This is a genomic window from Sphingopyxis sp. KK2, from assembly GCF_001990265.1.
Classification (GTDB): Bacteria; Pseudomonadota; Alphaproteobacteria; order Sphingomonadales; family Sphingomonadaceae; genus Sphingopyxis.
This window is the reverse complement of sequence record NZ_LYVN01000264.1, coordinates 1-2,196: the sequence shown is the minus strand read 5'-3', so window position 1 is coordinate 2,196 and position 2,196 is coordinate 1. Positions and strand designations below refer to the sequence as shown.

The following is a 2,196-nucleotide window of genomic DNA, read 5'->3' as shown; positions in this document are numbered from 1 at the left end:
TCGCCTCCGACCATATCCCCGACGAAGACGCCTATGTCGCGCGCCAACTCGGCGTCGCGCAGGCGAACGGCATGGCGGCCGACTTCGATGCGGGCCGCGTCGCCGAGGAAGCGCGGCTCGCCTGGCGCCACGGTATCCACCCCGGCGGCACCGCGCGGCATTTCGCCGCGAGCCTTGCCGCGCCCGACCTGCGACCCGCGCTGGCGGGCATCCGCGTGCCGACGCTGATCGTCCACGGGCGGCACGACAAGGTCATCCCGGTCGAGCGCGCGATCGAGGCGGCGGAGGCGATTCCGGGCGCGATCATCGAGATCGACGAGACGATGGCGCACGACGGGCCGCCGCGGCTGCGCGCCGCCTGGGGGACGCGGATCGCCGCGCATCTGGCGGGTTTTCCGGCTTCTCCCTGACCTTCACCCGATATCACATATGTGATATGACCGAATGAAGTCACGCTTTTGCGCGTCTGGAGAAGGCGGATCGCTATCGTGGGCGGAACAGAGACCGCCCGCGAGGCGGCGGATTGACCGGCCACAGACGGCATCAGCGCCGTCGTTGTTGGGGTGGAGAGATGAAGAGAAAACCCGTCAAATCGGCGTCGCGCACCTTTGAAGTGCTCGAACTGTTCCGCGATCGCCGCGAGCCGTTGCGGCTCAACGAGATTTATTCGGCGCTCGGCTATCCGCAGTCGAGCACGACCAACCTGCTCAAGAGCATGGTGATCGAGGGGTACCTCAATTATAATCGCAAGACGCGAACCTATCTGCCGACGCTGCAGGTCGCTTCGCTCGGCAGCTGGCTCTACAGCCATGTCGCCTATGGCAACGGTTATAACTGGCTGATCGACGAGCTGTTCCGCAAGACCGAGGAAACCGTCGTCCTCGTCACGCAGAACGACCTGTTCATCCAATATGTGACGATGCGCACCCCCGACCATCCGCACAAGCGCCCGCCCAATCCGGGCGAGATGCGGCTGATGCTCGACGCGACCGCAGGCATGGCGCTGATGAGCCGGATGCGCGACCGCGAGATCGACAAAATCTATCGTTATTCCAACTATTACGAGCTCAATCCCGACAAGGCGATCACGCTCGAGGATGTGATGAGCCGGATCCGCTGGATCCGCCACACCGGCTATTGTTACTGGCCAGAACATCCGGTGCCGGGGATCGCGTCGATCGCGATGCCGCTGGGCAACAGCAGCCATGGCATCCCGCTGGTGATCGGGATCGGCGGCACGACCGAACGGCTGTCGCCGCGCCGCGCCGAGTTCGTCGAGATCATGCGCGAGACGATCGCGGAATTCCATCATCGCTATCCGCAGGACAATCGCGGCGACGATGCAGCCGACGAGGGTGAGGATTTTGCCATCGCGGCGGAATGACAAATCGCATCTGAAATAAGCGGCGGCGCCGGACCGGCCGGCGCAGCGCGTCGCGGCGCAGCGGCTATCCTCTGCCGTCACAAGAGGAGAAGATCATGCCCGTCGCCATCGACCTGTTGCCCGCCGGCGTCGCCGGGCTGGGCGAAAGCCCGCTGTGGGATCATCGGAGCGAGCGGCTTTACTGGGTCGATTCGATCGCGCCCGAAATCCTGTCGAGCGATGCCGAGGGCGGCGATGTGCGCCGCTGGACGCTCGATCAGCCGGTCGGGAGCATCGGGCTCGCGTCGGGCGGACTGATCGCCGCGCTGGCGGATGGTTTCTATCGTTTCGATCCCGAGAGCGGGCAGGTGGAGGCGATTGCGCGTCCCGTCATGGCGCCCGCGACGCGGCTGAACGATGGCAAGGCCGACCGCCATGGGCGTTTCCTGACGGCGTCGATGCGCACCGGCTATGACGATGACGCGGGGGCGCTGTTCCGGCTCGATGCCGACGGCGGCTGCGCGGAGATCGAGCGGGGGGTCGCGATCGGCAATGCGATCAGTTTCTCGCCCGATGGCGAGACGCTCTATTTCGCCGACAGCCTCGACGGGCATCTGCGGCGCTATCGCTACGACCCCGAAAACGGCGCAATCGGGCCGCGCGAGGATCTGGTCGATTGCCGCGAGCAGGGATCGGGCCCCGATGGCGCGACGGTCGATTCGGAAGGGCGGATCTGGGCGGCGCTGGTGCTGGCGCAGGCGGTCGCCTGTTATGCGCCCGACGGCAAGCTGCTGCGTTCGATCCCGCTGCCGTTGCCGTTCCCGTCGTGCCCG

General features: G+C 66.0%; 2 protein-coding genes and 1 pseudogene. All 3 read left to right on the top strand.

Features of this window, described 5'->3' with window-relative positions:
- A pseudogene (locus B1A78_RS22880) lies at positions 1-410 on the top strand (lysophospholipase); the annotation flags it as partial.
- 161 nt (positions 411-571) lie between these two features.
- Positions 572-1,384, top strand: coding sequence for an IclR family transcriptional regulator (locus B1A78_RS21565; protein WP_077148881.1), 813 nt, complete (start codon positions 572-574; stop codon positions 1,382-1,384).
- Positions 1,385-1,479: 95 nt separating this feature from the next.
- The coding region (locus B1A78_RS21560) for an SMP-30/gluconolactonase/LRE family protein (protein WP_077148880.1) at positions 1,480-2,196 on the top strand (717 nt) is incomplete at its 3' end.